We start from the raw sequence: 16,036 nt of genomic DNA on the forward strand, positions 1-16,036 counted from the left end.
AAAGTTTTTGGGAGAGGATGCCTGAAAGGCCTTTTCGATATGCGTCTTTCACCGATTCGCCGCAAATGCGAAAAGATTGGGCAATGTTGCAAGGCGTGCAATCGGGCGATTGCCTCTCCGGAATTCGATCAGCCTAATGTAACAGCGCCATAAAGGTCATGCTCGTCGGCATCCTCGATGAGAACGTCAACGATATCACCGACTTGCAGGTCGCTGCCGGCGCCGCGCAGGAAGACGTTGCCGTCGATTTCCGGAGCGTCGGCCTGCGATCGGCCGGTTGCGCCGATGTCGCCATCCTCGTCCGGCTCGCCGACGTCATCGATGATGACGGGCAGGATGCGGCCCACCTTGGCCTGGAGCTTGGCGGCGCTGATCGCGGCGGTCTTTTCCATGATGCGGGCGTAGCGCTCTTCCTTGACCTCTTCCGGCACCGCGCCGGGCAGGTCGTTGGCGCTGGCGCCTTCGACCGGTTCGAAGCGGAACGCGCCGACACGGTCGAGCTGGGCTTCGTCCAGCCAGTCGAGCAGATATTGGAAGTCCGCCTCGGTCTCGCCGGGGAAGCCCACCACGAAGCTGGAGCGGATGGCGATATCGGGGCAGATCTCGCGCCACTTGCGCAAGCGGTCGAGCACCTTCGCCTCATTGGCGGGACGCTTCATCGACTTGAGCACCGAAGGGGCGGCATGCTGGAACGGAATGTCGAGATAGGGCGTGATCAGCCCTTCCGCCATGAGCGGGATCACCGCGTCGACATGCGGATAGGGGTAGACGTAGTGCAGCCGCACCCAGGGCTTGCGGCCCTGCGAATCGCTCAAGCCGCCCAGCTCGCGGGCGAGATCGGTCATGTGGGTGCGAACCTCGTGGTTCTTCCACATGCGCGTCTCGTGCCGCACGTCGACGCCGTAGGCCGACGTGTCCTGACTGATGACCAGCAGTTCGCGCGTACCGGCCTGGACCAGCTTTTCCGCCTCGCGCAGCACCGCATCGATGCGGCGGCTTGCGAGTTTGCCGCGCAGGCTGGGGATGATGCAGAAGGAGCAAGCGTGGTTGCAGCCTTCCGAGATCTTCAGATAGCCGTAGTGGCGCGGGGTCAGCTTGACGCCTGCTTCGTCGTAGGTCTGCGGGATCAGATCGACATAGGGCGACAGCTCGGGCGGTGCCGCCTCATGCACGGCCTCCACCACGGCTTCGTACTGATGCGCGCCGGTAACGGCCAGCACGTCCGGGAAGCGCGCGCGAATCACGTCGGCCTCGTTGCCCATGCAGCCGGTGACGATCACGCGGCCGTTTTCGGCAATGGCTTCACCGATCGCGGCGAGGCTTTCTTCCTTCGCGGAATCGAGGAAACCGCAAGTGTTGACGAGCACGACATCGGCCCCGGCGTAGTCCGGGCTCATCGTATAGCCGTCGGCGCGCAGGCGGGTGAGGATGCGTTCGGAGTCGACAAGCGCCTTGGGGCAGCCGAGGCTGACCATGCCGACCTTGGGCGGAGAGGGGATTTCGATAGCCATAGGAATGGCGCGCCCGATACGCGCATTGCGACCGAGAGTCACGAAAAACGAATCATGTGAAAACGATTCGCAGCTATTCGCTCCGCATACCGTTAGCGCCCTTGCACCTTGGGGAAGACCCTGTGCAAGGAAGAACCTGTTGGAAAATGGCCATTTGGATAAGGCCAATCGCATAAGGAGCTTGGAGATGGGTCCGGTGAACTGGCTGGCGGTATTTCTTGCAGCGGCGCTGGCCGTCGTTCTGGGGATCGTCTGGAACGGGCCGCCGTTTCAGGACGGACGCAGCCTTTCGCCCGGCAAGTCCACGCGGGCGAGCAATTACGGCCTCGTCTGCTTCGTGTTCCTGATCAGCTCGGTGATGCTGGGCCACAGTTTCGCGCGGATCGGTGCCGAGACTCTGGCGGTGAAGCCCTGGCTCTATTTCATGCAGACGGGCGGCGTCGCGATCGCCTTCGTGCTGCCGGCGATCTGGCTCACCCACGTGCGCTATCGCGCCGAGCCGATGCGCCGGGTCATGGACTGCCTGTTCTGGCTGGTCGCCTATCTGGCCATGGGCCTGGTGTTCTGGCTGCTAGGCTGAATCTTCTCCGGGTTGAGGCCGGTCTTTCGTGGTCGTTGGCAGGATTTCGACGACGATGTCGCCGGCCTTGAGAACGTTCGCCTCGTCTTCCCAGAAGCCGATCGTCCGTTCGCCCCGATAGATTCTTAGACCCTTGCCGCCGCTGGCGAGCCGGTCGAGCGGGTGGCCGATTTCGGAAGGCTCGACCGGCCGCTCCACCAGTTGGACGCGGCCCGCTACCGAGGCGAGGTCGGAGAAGTAGTCCGCCACATGCTGCCCTTCGGCAGACCCGGCTAGCAGTAGCCCGGTGAAGCGCACCGGATTGATGACGTTGTTCGCGCCAGCCTGCCGCGCGAGCAATTCGTTGTCGTCGGCGCGGATCACAACGGTGATCGGCGTTTTGGGTGCCAGATGCCGGGCGGTCAGCACGATCAGGACCGATGTGTCGTCTCGCCCCGCGGAAACGAGGATCGTGCGCGCCGTGCCCACGCGCACGGCGTTCTGCACCTCGTCGCGGGTGGCATCGCCCTGAAGCACGTTGCAGCCGAGCTTCTCGGCCTGTGAAAGGCGCGCCTGCACGGGATCGACGACCACGATGCAGGACGGATCGGTGCCGCGCTCGATGAGTTCCTTTGCCGCTTCCGAACCGCTGACGCCGAAGCCGAGCACGACGATGTGGTCTTCCAGCCTCTCCTGGATGCGCTTCATGCGCCATGTCTCCCAGCTGCGCTTGATGATGAAGTTGTAGGCGGTGCCCACGAAGATGGTGATGACGGCGAGCCTGATCGGCGTGACCAGAACGGCCTCTATCAGGCGGGCCCGATCGCTGACCGGGGCGATGTCTCCGAAGCCGGTCGTGGTGATCGAGATCATCGTGAAATAGACCACGTCGAGGAAGCTGACCTGCCCGTCGTGCACGTCGTTGAGGCCCGCCCGGTCGCTCCAGTGGACCATGATGACGATGAAGATCAGCAGGAACGCGCCGCCCAGTCGCAGCGCGACGTCGGCCCAGACCGGAACCGCCAGCGCGCGGCGCAAGGGCTTGATCGCGGGGCGGCGGAACAGGTTGTGGGAGGAGCGCCTCTTCGACATGCCCGCCGAGTTAGACCTTGTTTGGAAAACGCCCGCAAGAGCGTTTTCCAAACAGACCCTTATCGCGCCTTGGGCAAGTCGGCGAGCGGATCGACCGGCTTTCCGTCCCGGCGCACTTCGAAGTGCAGTTCGTTGCCCTTGGCTAGGCCGGTATGGCCGACGAGGCCGACGCGCTCTCCGGCGGAAACCTTTGCGCCTTCCTTCACGGTGACGCGGCTGAGGAACGCGTAGGCAGTGAACCATCCGTCGCCGTGGTCGACCACGACGAGATTGCCGAACTGCTCCTTCTCCATCCCTGCGAAGCGCACCGTGCCTGGCGCGGCGGCGCGGACCATCGTGCCTTCGGCGGCGGTGATGTCGATGCCGTCATGCGGGTTGGTGCCGGTCTGGAAACCGCGCCGGATGGGGCCGTTCACCGGCCAGGCGAAGCGGGCGGGCTTGCTTGCGGCGGAAGGAGTGGGCGTCGGTGCGGGTGCATCCACGCGTGTGACGGGCGGATCGAGCAGCGTCGGGATCAGCAGCGATTGGCCGGCCTTGACCGGCGCGCCTTCGTCGAGGCCGTTGGCCAGGGCGATCTGCTCCCAGGGCACTCCATACTTATAGGAGATCGAGAAGCCCGTATCCCCCGCCTTCACCGTATGACGGCGGGTGCGGGGGATATGCAGCTTCTGGCCCAGGCGCACCGCGTAAGGCGGCTGCAACCCGTTGGCTTCGGCAATGAGTATGCGCGGGACTTTGGCGGCAAGGGCGATGCTGCCCAGCGTCTCGCCGGGCTGGACGACGTGGACACTCTCTTGTTCCGGCGAGTTGGCCTGTTCCGGCGATTTGGCGGCGGCAATCGCGGCCTTTGCGGTCGAGTTGGCAGCGGCGGCCGCCCGCCTTGCCGGAGCGGCGGGATCGGCTTCCTTCACGGTTGCCTTGGCACGCGGAATCGTCAGCTTCTGGCCGAGCTTGACCACGTAAGGCGGCTTCAGGCCGTTCGCCTTGGCCAGCGCTTCGGGCGACACGCCCGCGCGGTTGGCGATGCCATTGAGCGTTTCACCCGCCTCCACGACATGCACGGCCTCGCCGCTCGGCGCGGCGGCGAGCGGCATCACGGGCAGCGCAAGTGCTGCCAGCAGAAGCGGGAACTTTCGCATCATGCCTCGTAGCGGCTCGCGATCTGCGCCAGAGAGGCGTCGTGGGTGAGGTCCAGCTGGAGCGGCGTCACCGCGATATAGCCCTCGGCAATGGCTTCCAGATCGGTATTGTGGCCAAGCGTGTGCTCGATGCCGTGGAGGCCGAACCAGAAGTAGGGGAAACCGCGCGGGTCAATGCCTTCGACCACCGAGCCGCGGGCATAGTCGTGAAAGCCCTGACGGACGACGCGGATGCCCTTCACGTCCGCTCCGGCGAGCGGGGGGAAGTTCACGTTGATCAGCGTGCGCGGCGCGAAAGGTGCGTCGATCAGAGGCTTGAGCACCTTGGCACCCCATTCCTCGGCGGCCGAGAAGCTGACGTTGTTGCCGAGGCCTTCGCCCGAATAGACCTGGCTGAGCGCGATCGAGCGGATGCCCGCCAGCGCGCCTTCCATGGCGGCGGATACGGTGCCGGAATAGGTCACGTCGTCGCCCAGGTTGGCGCCGCGATTGACGCCGGAAAGGATCAGGTCGGGCGGGCTGGGGAGGGCTTTCCTGAGGCCCATCGTCACCGAATCGGTGGGCGTGCCGGTGACGGAGAAGCGCTTGGGGGCATGTTCGCGCATCCGCACCGGACGGGTCAGGGTCAGCGAGTGGCCCGCACCCGACTGTTCCTCGCTCGGTGCGCAGATCCAGATGTCGTCCGAAAGCTGCGCGGCGATCTTTTCCAGCACGTAGAGGCCGGCGGCGTTGATGCCATCGTCATTGGTGAGCAGGATACGCATCTGTCTAAATTCCTTCGTCACCCTGAACTTGTTTCAGGGTCCATCTCTCCCCCGCGAACCACCGGTCGAGACCGAGCGATGGATGCTGAAACAAGTTCAGCATGACGAGGGGGGGACGGTATGCCTAATTCCTCAGAAGCAGGGCTCCAGCTTCTCGATTCCACCCATCCACGGCTTGAGCGCCTCGGGCACCAGCACGGAGCCGTCTTCCTGCTGGTAGTTCTCCAGCACCGCGACGAGCGTGCGGCCGACTGCGAGACCCGAACCGTTGAGAGTGTGCAGGAACTCGGTCTTCTTCGAGCCTTCGGGCTTGAAGCGCGCGTTCATGCGGCGGGCCTGGAAGTCGCCGCAGTTCGAGACCGAGCTGATCTCGCGGTAGGCGCCTTGACCCGGAAGCCAGACTTCGAGGTCGAAGGTCTTGTTGGCGGTGAAGCCCATGTCCCCCGAGCAGAGCAGCACCTTGCGATAGGGCAGTTCCAGCGCCTGGAGGATCGATTCGGCGGCGGCGACCATCTTCTCGTGCTCGGCTTCCGACTGGTCGGGCCGGCAGACGGTGACGAGTTCGACTTTCTCGAACTGATGCTGGCGGATGAACCCGCGCGTGTCGCGGCCCGCCGAGCCCGCTTCGGAGCGGAAGCAGGGGGTGAGGGCGGTCATGCGCAGGGGCAGGGCCTCCAGATCGACGATCTCGTCCTGCACGGCGTTGGTCAGCGAGACTTCGGCGGTGGGGATCAGCCAGCGGCGTTCAACCTTGTTAGGAATCTTGCGAGTTAATTCCTCAAGAAACTGGCGCATTAATGCTGCTTCCTGTGGGTCATTTTCGTTGAAAGAAACGCCCATGCTCAAATTATCTTGAACGAAATCGACGATGTCGGGTTTTAATGTTGTACTGAACAGGTCTTCCGCGAACTTGGGAAGCTGGCCGGTGCCGAACACGGCCTCGTCCTTTACGAGCAACGGCACGATGCATTCCATGTAGCCGTTGGTGGCCGTCTGGGTGTCCAGCATGAACTGCGCAAGCGCTCGGTGCAGGCGGGCCATCTGGCCCTTGAGGAACGTGAAACGCGCGCCGGAAAGCTTCGCGCCGGTTTCGAAATCGAGGCCGAGCGCCGGGCCGAGGTCGGCGTGTTCCTTGGGCGTGAACGCGTAAGTGCCGGGGGTGCCCCACTTGGCGACTTCCAGGTTCTCGGTCTCGTCAGCGCCTTCCGGCACTTCGGCTACCGGGATGTTGGGCAGGCCGGCCAGGGCATTGTGGAGCTGCTCGGAAAGTGCCTTTTCCTCGGCTTCGAGCGCGGGAAGGGTGTCCTTGAGCTGGGCGACTTCGGCCTTCAGCGCTTCGGCCGTGGCGGTATCGCCCTGGCCCATGGCCTTGCCGATCGCCTTGGAGGCTTCGTTGCGGCGATTCTGCCCTTCCTGCATGCGCGTCGCCACCGAGCGGCGCTGCTCGTCGAGGGCGAGGATGTCGGCGGCCACGGGGAGGGCCCCACGGCGGGCGAGGCCGGCGTCGAATCCTTCGGGATTCTCGCGGATCAGGCGGATATCGTGCATGGCGCGCGCTATGCCGCCTCGGGCGCGGAGGCGCAAGATTCCAGCGGCCGGTTTTGGCGGGCGGAGAGCGGCGATCTTGGGGAAAATGTCTGCCGGATAAGCCATCCCTGGAAAGGGATGGTGGGCGCGGCAGGGATTGAACCTGCGACCCCACCCGTGTGAAGGGTGTGCTCTACCACTGAGCTACGCGCCCGCATATCGCTGCGGAAGCGCGCCTCTAGATGAGTCGGATCGAATTGACAAGCGCCCATCTGGAATTAAATCGCGAGGCATGACCGAAGAGACCAACACCGGCGCGGACGTGCCGCCCGACCACCTTGCCATCAACCCGAAGAGCCCGTTCTTCGATGAGGAAAAGCTGAAGCGCGGCGTCGGCATCCGCTTCAAGGGCACCGTGCGCAACAACGTCGAGGAATATTGCATTTCCGAAGGTTGGGTGCGCGTGCAGGCCGGCAAGACGCTGGATCGCAAGGGCAATCCGCTGACCGTGAAGCTCGCCGGTCCGGTCGAGGCCTGGTACGAGGATCTCGGCGAAGACGCACCCGTCGCGAAGGCCTGAGGGTTTTTCCCGTCAATAATTTCCGGCGATGATGTCGCCGATAGGGTCGCTTCGGCGGCCCTTTTTTCTGGCTTTCGGGGTTTCGGATCTGGCTACGCGGCCATCCTTGCTGTTGTAGATGAAGCCCGAAACCGGCCAATGCGTATTGCCGAGGTTATGGATCGGTGCGTACCAGACGCGCACTTCGCTCCAGTCATTGGCGGGAGAAACGTCTAGCACGGTGACGTTCTTCTCGATCCGCCCGCGCTGGCCCTCGATCGGCGACCAGTTGGCATGGCTGACGAGGATCGTGCGCGAATCCACGACTTTACTGACGGTGGCGACATGCCCGAGTTGCGATCCCGCATAAGCATCCATCGCCATGACCGCGCCAACCTTCGGGGCATGTCCGGTGGCGTAGCGTCCCTTGGCCTGGCCCCACCAGGTATGGGCATCGCCGTAGATCTGGATGCCGGAAAGCTGGCGCGCGTAAGGCACGCATTCGAGGTAGTCGGGGCTTCGTGCAGCGGCGGGCCGGTCGTCGTCCATGCCGGCGAGCGCGTCGTCGATGGCCGAACGGGCGGCAGCGTAATGGGAGGCGGCGGGCGAGAGCGTCGCTCCGGCCAGCCCCAGCATGATTGCGATCCGGTAACCTTTCATGCCCCTCAATTCGGCCCTGTTTGCTTGTGAGAATCCTTCGGGGGATGGTTAATCGCGAAGTAGGATTTTGTTCCCGAGCCGATCCTGCTGCGGTGCGAAAATGCGAAAGTTCCCATTTGCGCGGAATTCGTCTAGGGGCCGGAATCCCTTATCGAGTTATAGCATGTTACCCCAGGTCATCATCATCGGCCGACCGAACGTCGGCAAGTCTACGCTGTTCAACCGGCTTGTCGGCAAGAAGCTCGCGCTCGTCGACGATCAGCCGGGGGTCACGCGTGACCGCCGCTTCGGAGACGCCGAACTGCTCGGCCTGAAATTCCAGATCGTCGACACGGCGGGCTGGGAAGACGACGAGGACGAAACTCTGCCCGGCCGCATGCGCAAGCAGACCGAAGCGGCGCTGGAAACCGCCGATGTGGCGCTCTTCGTGGTCGACGCGCGTGCCGGTCTCACCCCGCTGGACGAGGAAATCGGCCAGTGGCTGCGCGCCTCGCAAGTGCCGGTGGTGGTGCTGGCCAACAAGGCCGAGGGCCGCGCCGGAGAGAGCGGCGTGCTCGAAGCCTATTCGCTGGGCCTTGGCGAGCCGATCACTTTCTCGGCCGAGCATGGCGTGGGCGTCGCGGATCTGTTCGAATCGCTGCTGCCGCATCTCGAACCGCTTCAGCCGGAAGAGCCGGAGTTCCCGGAGGAAGAGGACGAGGAAGCGCTGCTGCGCCGTCCGCTCAAGCTGGCGATCGTCGGCCGCCCGAACGCGGGCAAGTCTACCCTCATCAACCGCATCCTCGGTGAAGACCGCCTGCTCACGGGGCCGGAAGCGGGCATTACCCGCGATTCGATCACCGTGGATTGGGAATGGACCGATCCGAAGACGCAGGAAGTCCGCCAGGTCAGCCTGATCGACACGGCGGGCATGCGCAAACGCGCCAACGTGACCGAGAAGCTGGAACGCATGGCGGTGGCCGATGCGCGCCACGCGATCGACTTCGCGGAAGTCGTCGTTCTGCTGCTCGACGCCACGCGCGGGCTGGAACACCAGGATCTTACCATCGCCTCCAAGGTGCTGGAAGAAGGCCGCGCGCTGATCATCGCGATCAACAAGTGGGACGTCGCTGAGGGCGCTTCCGCGCTGTTCAACGGCATTCGCGGCGCGCTGGACGATGGCCTGGCGCAAGTTCGCGGCGTGCCGCTGCTGGCCGTCTCGGCGCGGACCGGCAAGGGCCTCGACGAACTGATCGCTGCCGGGTTCTCGATTCGCGAGGCCTGGAGCAAGCGCGTGCCCACCGCCGCGCTCAATCGCTGGTTCGACGATGCACTGGCCGCCAATCCGCCGCCGGCACCGGGCGGCAAGCGGATCAAGCTGCGCTACATCACCCAGGCCAAGACCCGCCCGCCGGGCTTCGTCCTGTTCGGCACCCGCCTCGACATGCTGCCCGAAAGCTACCGTCGCTATCTGATCAACGGCATCCGCCGGGAACTCGGATTCGATGCGGTGCCCATCCGGCTCAACTTGCGGATGCCGAAGAACCCCTTCGCCAAGTGACGAAAAGGGCCGCTGGAGATATCTTCAGCGGCCCTTTTCTGTTCAGGATGGATGTGCCGCGGTTTCGGCATCCGATAGTGGCGGTGCGGCGCGTTCTTCCTCGACTTCGATGGCATCGGGCTCCAGCATGCCGTCGCTGTTCTTGATCTCGCGCATCAGCGTCCATACCGCGATGAACAGCGCGGCGATCACCGGGCCGACGATGAAGCCGTTGAGCCCGAAGATCTGTAACCCCGCCAGCGTTGCGATCAGCACCACGAAGTCGGGCATGCGGGTGTCGCGGCCGACCAGGATCGGACGCAGAATGTTGTCGATCATGCCGATGATGAACAACCCGCAAAAGGCGAGCACGGCGCCCTGCCAGACCTGCCCGGTCGCGATCAGGTAGGTCGCCATCGGCACCCAGACAAGGCCGGTGCCGACTGCGGGCAGCAGCGAGAAGAACCCCATCATCACGCCCCAGAGCAGCGAGCCCTGGATGCCGAGCAGCGAGAAGATGATCCCGCCGACCAGTCCCTGCGCCACGGCCACCACAACGGTGCCCTTCATCGTCGCGCGCACGACGATCACGAAATTGTTTACCAGGCGGTCGCGCAAGTGGGGGCGCAGCGGCATGGCGTCGCGGATCAGCGCGCCATAACGCTGGCCGTCCCGCAGCAGGAAGAACGTGAGGTAGAGCATCACGCCCAGCGCCGCGAGAAAGCTCAAGGCGCCCTGGCCGACGGAAAGCAGGCGCGCGACCAGGCCCTGGAGGCCGTTGGCGATGCCGGCGACCAGTTGGCGGCGCAGGCTTTCGAAATCGGCAAGACCGTAGCGATCGATCAGCCGCTCCACCGATTCCGGCAGCGAGGCGCGCAACTGTTCGAACATGCGGGGAAGGTCGATCTGCCCGATCCGGACTTTCTCGTAGATGTTCGAGACTTCCTGGACCAGGCTGATGCCCAGCAGGATGGTCGGGATGATGAACAGCGCCAGCAGCAAAAGCAGCATGATGCCAGCGGCCAGGCTCTTGCGGCCGCCCAAGGCGCGGGTGAGCCTCGCGGTCAGCGGCTGGAAAAGGATCGCCGCGACGACGCCCCACAGCACCGCGCCGAAATAGGGCAGCAGCAGCCAGACGAAGGCTGCGGTGACGAGAATGACGAGGACGCCGAAGCCATAGTCCTCGATCGTGTAGGGGGGGCGCTCGGGTTGCTCCATGACGCCTCCTTAGCATGATTTCGCAAGGGGCAAGCCAGAGGCCTGGGGTGACTGGATTTTTCATCAGGTATGGGCAAGACAGGGTCATCCTCCATTCGAGCAGGAGCCTTCCATCTTGCCACATACCCGTCCGGGCACTTTTGCCCTTCACGCCGCCGCTCTCGCGCTGGCTTGCGCCGCCGTTTCGATCTCGCCGGCTTTCGCCGCCGCCGATGCGCCTGTGACCGGTGCCGGTAGTGCTGCCTCCGAGCGCGGCTTCACACCCGATGACCTGTTCAAGCTCTCGGGCGTCACCGATCCGCAAATCTCGCCCGACGGCAGCCGCATCGCCTATGTGCGGTCGGCCGCCGACGTGATGACCGACAAGGTCGTGCCGTCGATCTGGCTGGTCGACGCGGCGAGCGGCGCGCAGCAGCCGCTGGTGACCGGGGCAGGGGCCCATTTCTCGCCGCGCTGGTCGCCGGACGGCAAGCGCCTGGCTTACGTTTCGAGCGACGGCAGCGGTGCGCCGCAGCTCTATGTTATGTGGCTCGATGGTAGCGCCAGGGTGAAGGTGACGGGCCTTCCCGATAGTCCGGGCAGCCTTGCGTGGTCTCCCGATGGCCGTCAGATCGCCTATACCATGCGGGTGCCGGGAGAGGGGCTCAAGATGGGCTCGCAGCCCTCGGCCCGTCCCGAAGGGGCGCAATGGGCAGAGCCGCTTCAGGTGATCGACCGGGTGAGCTACCGCGCGGACGGCGGCGGCTATGCCAGGCCGGGCTACGACCATATCTTCGTCGTTTCCGCAGACGGGGGCGCGCCGCGCCAACTCACCTTCGGCGATTTCGACGATGGCGGCCCGTTGTCCTGGATGCCGGACGGCCGGCGCATCGTGTTCAGCGCCAACCGCCACGAGAACTGGCAGCATGACATCAACAATTCGGAAGTCTACGCACTGGATATCGCCAGCGGCGCGGTGACGGCGTTGACGTCGCGCAATGGCCCGGACGCCGGCGCGAAAGTCTCGCCGGACGGCCGTTACATCGCCTACCTCGGCTATGACGATGTCAATCGCTCCTATGAGAATTCCGACCTCTACGTCATGAACAGCGACGGAACGGGCTCACGGCTGCTGACGAAAGGCTTCGACCGCTCGATCGACGCGCTCGACTGGTCGGGCAATTCCGCGATCATGGTGCAGTATGACGACCACGCGAAGACCTACGTGGCGCGCGTCGGCCTCGATGGCGGGCTGAAGAACGTGGTCGAGGGGCTGAGCCCCGGCGATCATTTCGACCGGCCCTATACCGGCGGCGCCTTCAGCGTCTCGAAGAACGGGCGGGTGGCCTATACCTCGGGCACGGCGCAGCGTCCTGCCGACCTGTGGCTGAGTAGTGGTGGAGCAGGGCGCAAGCTGACCGATCTCAACGGCACCTGGCTCGACGCCAAGGCGCTGGCGCCGGTGCGCAAGCTGGCTGTCACCGCGCCGGACGGTCGCGCGATCGACGCCTGGCTGGTGACCCCGCCGGGCCTTGCGCCGGGGCAGAAGGCGCCGCTGATCCTGGAAATCCACGGCGGCCCGAACACGGCCTATGCGCCGGGCTTCGCCACCGACTACCAGCTCTACGCGGCGCACGGCTACGCAGTGCTCTATACCAACCCGCGCGGCAGCACCTCCTATGGCGAGGAGTTCGCCAACCTGATCGACCGGGCCTATCCCGGCACCGATTATGACGACTTGATAGCCTCGGTCGATGCCGCCATCGCGGACGGGGTGGCCGATCCGAACAACCTCTTCGTCACGGGCGGTTCGGGCGGCGGCGTGCTGACCGCCTGGATCGTCGGCAAGACCGATCGGTTCAAGGCGGCCGTGACGCAGAAGCCGGTGATCAACTGGATCAGCGAGGCCCTGACGATGGACGCCACGCCGTTCACCTCGCGCTACTGGTTCGACAAGAAGCCCTGGGAAGATCCCATGGAATACTGGCGCCGCTCGCCGCTGAGCCTGGTGGGCAACGTCAAGACGCCGACGATGGTGGTAGTCGGTTCGGAAGACTTCCGCACCCCGGTCAGCGAGGCGGAGCAATACTACGCGGCGTTGCAGATTCGCGGTGTGCCGACGGCGCTGGTCAAGGTTCCGGGAGCAAGCCACGGCGGCATCGCGGCGCGGCCTTCCCAGTCTGCTGCGAAGGCGTCGGCGATCCTGGCCTGGTTCGACAAGTACCGGACCGACAAGCAGCCCGCTAAGGCCGAGTAACAGAGAGTTCGGCGGCGAGCAGGGCGACCAGCTTCGCTGCCGGCATCGCGCGGGACAGCGGTGCGCCCTGTCCCGCCCATTGTGCGCCGAACAGCGGCTCGCCCTGCGCTTTGGCAGCAGCGTTCAGCGCCTTTCCGGCATGGTAGGCGCGCGGATAGGCGGGGACGGGCGGCATGTCTTCCCGCTCGCCCAGTTCGGTGAAGCGGTTGGCGAGGCAGCGGGCGGGACGGCCCGAAATCGCCCGTGTCATTACGGTGTGCCGCGCCGCGTCGGATGCGAGCAGGCTGCGATAGCCCGCATCGGCATTGCTTTCCGGACACGCGACGAAGGCGGTGCCAAGCTGCGCCGCGACTGCGCCCAGGTCCAGCGCGGCCCGGATGCCCGCTCCGTCCATGATCCCGCCCGCCGCGATCACCGGCAGCTTGCCCCAGTGGGCCAGCATGCGGACGAGCGAAAAAGTGCCGAGCCGGTCGTCGCGCGCCGCGGGATCGAACATTCCGCGATGGCCACCCGCTTCCCAGCCTTGCGCTACCAGCACGTCGATGCCGGCAGCAAGGGAAAGCTCTGCTTCGTCTACGCTGGTGACGCTGCCGAGCAGCAGGCATCCGGCCTGTTTAAGCGCGCGGATCGTTACGTCGTCGGGCAGGCCGAAATGGAAGCTGACAACGGCAGGCTTCGCCTCCAGCACGACGTCCAGCATAGCCGCGTTGCCCAGGAAGCTCTCGTAGATTGTCTCAAGGCCGTGTGGCGGCTCCGCGCCGAAAGCAGCGAAACGGGAGGCGAGGGCTTCGAGCCACGCTGCTTCGATCGCCGTATCGACGATTGGCGGCTGGTGAACGAAGAGGTTGAGATTGAAAGGGCGGCGCGTGCGCCCGCGCAGTTCGGCGATCTGCCGTCGCGCCTCATCCGGGGCGATGGCGCCCAGCGCAAGCGAACCGAGGGCACCTGCATCGCAGACTTCGGCGGCGAGAGCGGGCGTGGAAGTGCCCGCCATCGGCGCCTGTATCAGGGGAAGGGAAAGACCGAGGCGCGCGAGAAAATCCATGTCTGCTCGCGCGCCGTCCGGGCTTACTCTTCTTCGCCTGCCGGCTTGCTCTGAAGCTGGCAGTAGTTCTGGATGCCCATGCGGGCGATCATGTCGAACTGCTTTTCAAGGAAGTCCACATGCTCTTCCTCGCTTTCGAGGATGCGGGCGAAGATTTCGCGGCTGACGAAATCGCGCACGGTCTCGCAGTGGGCGATGGCTTCCTTGAGCATCGGAATCGCATCGTATTCGAGTGCGAGATCCGCCTTCAGGATTTCCTCGACGCTTTCGCCGACGCGCAGCTTGCCCAGCGCCTGGAAGTTCGGAAGGCCATCGAGGTAAAGAATGCGATCGGCCAGCACGTCGGCGTGCTTCATTTCGTCGATCGATTCGTGGCGTTCGTATTCGGCGAGCTTCTTGATGCCCCAGTTGTCCAGCATGCGGTAATGCAGCCAGTACTGGTTGATCGCGGTCAACTCGTTGAAGAGCGCCTTGTTGAGAAAATCGATGACCTGCGGGTCGCCCTTCATGGGGATGCTCCTGAATTTGTTCGGGCGGCTTATGGCCTGTTCAGGCGCGCAAGGCAAGCGGACACGCGAAAACACCCGGCCGAAGCCAGGTGTAACCCGCCTTGTTGCAGGGGCTAGGCTGCCGCGCTCAGGGGCGCGTCGGCGCTTGCCGATTCCTCGGCGATAATGTCTTCGGCTTCGTCCAGGCACTGTCCGCACTGCGGTGCATGACCGAGAGCGCCGTAGAGCGCCGTGGCATCGCCGCGACAGCAGCGGGCGACGGTGCGCAGGTCGGTCTCACGGATGGCATTGCAGATGCAAACGTACATGGTGCGAATCCTCTTGGGACCATCATATGCAAATGCAAATGGATCGCAATAGCGTTCTTTATGTCGTCATCAACTGGTTGGGATGAGGCCGTTTTTCATCCGTTTCCCAAGGGTCAGCGATCGCCAGAGCAGCTCAAGAGGGCCTATCCGGTAGCGAATCAGCCAGGGGCGACTCCAGGCCAGCATCGCGATCCAACCGATGAACACGAAAGCCCAGCGATCGAGCGGACCCGGCTTCCCGAACAGATCCGCTCCCCATCCATAGAACAGCGCACACATGAGCAGGCTCGTGCCGATGTAGTTGCTGAAGGCGACACGCCCCGCCGCGACCAGTCGCATTCCGATCCGGGAGACGGAGAGGCGGGGAGCGGCGGAAACCAGGATCGCGGCATAGCCCAGCGCGGTCAGCAGGTGAGCGGGCCATAGTCCCTTGCCCAGCAGCATGGCCATGGCGATCGGCGGAAACTGGCGCGGCCAAGCCCATGCAAGGACGAGCGCGGTCAGTGCCAGTCCCAGCGCGGTGGCGCCGATTTGCAGCCATTTCATTGCGAGCGGGGGCCATTCGCCGAGGAAGAACCCGCTGCGCAGAAGGACCACGCCCAGCAGCATCAGCGGCAGGATTTCGGTCCAGGCATGGCCGGTCATGGTGAAGAGCCAGAAGGGATCGTGTCGCAGCTTGGACATGGCGATGTCGACGAAACCGGAATGATAGAGCGAAGCCTGGGCCTGCGCATTGGCTTGATAGAGGTCCAGGCGGGCCAGCACTTGCGTCTGCTGAGCAAGGCTGGCGCTGCCTAGCCGCACGGCTTCCTCAGCCCGCGCCAGCGGCAGCGCGGACCAGAGGTCGATGGCGGTCGCGGTGACGATCACGCCCGCCGCCAACCCGAGCAAGACCGGGCAGGGCAGGCGCCTGACGAAAAGAACCGCGATGCCGCAGCATCCGTAGACGAACAGGATGTCCCCCCACCACAGCAGGAGATAATGCAAGGTACCGAACACCATGAGCCAGGCCAGGCGGCGAACCTGGATAACGTCTCCATCGTCGCCGGAACGGTCCATCCGCTCGCATTGCAGGGCGAGCCCGGCGCCGAACAGGATGGCGAACAGGGCGCGCATCTTGCCTTCGAAGAACAGGAAGCCGACGGCCCATGCGGCTTCATCGGGAAGGTTTGCAGGCCTCGGGAAGTCCGGCGTGAAAGTGCCCAGGCTGGGTCCGGAAAACCCGGCGATGTTGATCGCGAGAATGCCCAGAACCGCGACGCCGCGTATGAGATCGAGCGACGCCAGACGGCCGTCGGCCCCCGGCAGTTCTCCCGTTGTGCCTGCACGTCGAACCGTCCGGGCATTTGCGCCCGTGATCGCTTTCGGCATTCGTTTTCTCCCCTGTTGG

Annotated in this window: 15 protein-coding genes and 1 tRNA gene; 4 read left to right on the forward strand and 12 right to left on the reverse strand. The window is 64.6% G+C overall.

Translation table 11 applies throughout. The features are described from left to right. Positions 1-128: 128 nt before the first annotated feature. Positions 129-1,511, reverse strand: a complete 1,383-nt coding sequence (gene rimO, locus RT424_RS07510; protein WP_313435856.1) for a 30S ribosomal protein S12 methylthiotransferase RimO — start codon at positions 1,509-1,511, stop codon at positions 129-131. 187 nt (positions 1,512-1,698) lie between these two features. On the opposite strand from rimO, the gene RT424_RS07515 reads away from it, so the two are divergent. Then, entirely contained in the window at positions 1,699-2,091 is a 393-nt protein-coding gene (locus RT424_RS07515; RefSeq protein WP_313435858.1) for a DUF1761 domain-containing protein, read from the forward strand. Here RT424_RS07515 and RT424_RS07520 read toward each other — a convergent pair. From RT424_RS07520 to RT424_RS07540, 5 genes are all read right to left on the reverse strand, one after another. Next, positions 2,083-3,162, reverse strand: a complete 1,080-nt coding sequence (locus tag RT424_RS07520; protein WP_313435860.1) for a potassium channel family protein — start codon at positions 3,160-3,162, stop codon at positions 2,083-2,085. The two genes, RT424_RS07515 and RT424_RS07520, sit on opposite strands and share 9 nt — an antisense overlap. 59 nt (positions 3,163-3,221) lie before the next feature. Then, positions 3,222-4,301, reverse strand: a complete 1,080-nt coding sequence (locus tag RT424_RS07525; RefSeq protein WP_313435862.1) for a LysM peptidoglycan-binding domain-containing M23 family metallopeptidase — start codon at positions 4,299-4,301, stop codon at positions 3,222-3,224. Next, the gene (gene surE, locus RT424_RS07530; protein WP_313435864.1) at positions 4,301-5,065 is read right to left on the reverse strand and encodes a 5'/3'-nucleotidase SurE; all 765 of its coding nucleotides are present in this window, start codon (positions 5,063-5,065) and stop codon (positions 4,301-4,303) included. The genes RT424_RS07525 and surE overlap by 1 nt, the downstream gene beginning before the upstream one ends. 132 nt (positions 5,066-5,197) lie before the next feature. Beyond that, on the reverse strand, positions 5,198-6,613 hold the full coding sequence (serS, locus tag RT424_RS07535) for a serine--tRNA ligase (RefSeq protein ID WP_313435866.1): 1,416 nt from the start codon (positions 6,611-6,613) through the stop codon (positions 5,198-5,200). A 118-nt stretch (positions 6,614-6,731) separates the two neighbouring features. Next, positions 6,732-6,806 (reverse strand) — tRNA-Val (locus tag RT424_RS07540). A gap of 78 nt (positions 6,807-6,884) precedes the next feature. On the opposite strand from RT424_RS07540, the gene RT424_RS07545 reads away from it, so the two are divergent. Continuing rightward, a complete protein-coding gene (locus RT424_RS07545) occupies positions 6,885-7,172 on the forward strand; it encodes a DUF3297 family protein (protein WP_313435868.1) in 288 nt (95 codons plus the stop codon). A gap of 12 nt (positions 7,173-7,184) precedes the next feature. Here the strand turns inward: RT424_RS07545 and RT424_RS07550 are convergent, their stop codons facing one another. Then, positions 7,185-7,811, reverse strand: coding sequence for a CHAP domain-containing protein (locus RT424_RS07550; RefSeq protein ID WP_313435870.1), 627 nt, complete (start codon positions 7,809-7,811; stop codon positions 7,185-7,187). A 163-nt stretch (positions 7,812-7,974) separates the two neighbouring features. Here RT424_RS07550 and der point away from each other — a divergent pair, with 163 nt between their 5' ends. Beyond that, complete coding sequence (gene der, locus RT424_RS07555) at positions 7,975-9,351, forward strand: ribosome biogenesis GTPase Der (protein WP_313435872.1); 1,377 nt, start codon at positions 7,975-7,977, stop codon at positions 9,349-9,351. Positions 9,352-9,393: 42 nt separating this feature from the next. On the opposite strand, the gene RT424_RS07560 is transcribed toward der, so the two are convergent. Continuing rightward, entirely contained in the window at positions 9,394-10,548 is a 1,155-nt protein-coding gene (locus RT424_RS07560) for an AI-2E family transporter (protein WP_313435874.1), read from the reverse strand. 115 nt (positions 10,549-10,663) lie between these two features. On the opposite strand from RT424_RS07560, the gene RT424_RS07565 reads away from it, so the two are divergent. Then, on the forward strand, positions 10,664-12,784 hold the full coding sequence (locus RT424_RS07565) for a prolyl oligopeptidase family serine peptidase (RefSeq protein WP_409521451.1): 2,121 nt from the start codon (positions 10,664-10,666) through the stop codon (positions 12,782-12,784). Here RT424_RS07565 and RT424_RS07570 read toward each other — a convergent pair. The 4 genes from RT424_RS07570 to RT424_RS07585 form a co-directional block, all read right to left on the reverse strand. Then, positions 12,771-13,829, reverse strand: a complete 1,059-nt coding sequence (locus tag RT424_RS07570) for a nitronate monooxygenase (RefSeq protein WP_313435876.1) — start codon at positions 13,827-13,829, stop codon at positions 12,771-12,773. The two genes, RT424_RS07565 and RT424_RS07570, sit on opposite strands and share 14 nt — an antisense overlap. A 23-nt stretch (positions 13,830-13,852) precedes the next feature. Continuing rightward, positions 13,853-14,338, reverse strand: coding sequence for a bacterioferritin (bfr, locus tag RT424_RS07575; protein ID WP_313435878.1), 486 nt, complete (start codon positions 14,336-14,338; stop codon positions 13,853-13,855). Positions 14,339-14,451: 113 nt separating this feature from the next. After that, positions 14,452-14,646, reverse strand: coding sequence for a bacterioferritin-associated ferredoxin (locus tag RT424_RS07580; protein WP_132264026.1), 195 nt, complete (start codon positions 14,644-14,646; stop codon positions 14,452-14,454). 69 nt (positions 14,647-14,715) lie between these two features. Further along, positions 14,716-16,017 carry a DUF418 domain-containing protein gene (locus tag RT424_RS07585; protein ID WP_313435882.1) on the reverse strand — a complete coding sequence of 434 codons (1,302 nt, stop codon included), beginning with the start codon at positions 16,015-16,017 and terminating at the stop codon, positions 14,716-14,718. Between the last annotated feature and the right edge of the window lie 19 nt (positions 16,018-16,036).

It is taken from the genome of Novosphingobium sp. (genome assembly GCF_032093395.1).
GTDB lineage: Bacteria > Pseudomonadota > Alphaproteobacteria > Sphingomonadales > Sphingomonadaceae > Novosphingobium.